This is a genomic window from Lacinutrix sp. MEBiC02595, assembly GCF_053601555.1.
Genome location: NZ_JBSHNU010000157.1, coordinates 1 through 248, shown reverse-complemented (window position 1 = coordinate 248; position 248 = coordinate 1). Strand labels below are relative to the sequence as shown.

At 39.5% G+C, this 248-nt stretch carries 1 protein-coding gene; it reads right to left on the bottom strand.

Going from position 1 to position 248, the window contains the following annotated elements; all coding sequences use genetic code 11:
- Positions 1–248, bottom strand: a 248-nt coding sequence (locus tag ACVCZW_RS02880; protein WP_452231606.1) for a hypothetical protein, incomplete at both ends; no start/stop codon positions are given.

Sequence of the window (248 nt, the reverse complement as noted above, 5' to 3'; positions counted from 1 at the left end):
GCAGTTAAAGTTCCGTTACAATCTACGGTAACAGCAGATAAAGTTGGTGCTACAGGATCTGTTGTATCATCATAATTATAGGTTTGCGGTACAGAAATCGTGTTTCCGTTACCATCATCAAAGCTCCAGTTTATTGTGGTGCTTCCACTTTCAACAAAAGAAAGCATATCTGAAGTAGTTCCAGTAATCGATCCAGTACAAACATCAGTCGTTGTTGGAGCGGTTAAAGTTCCGTTACAATCTACAGT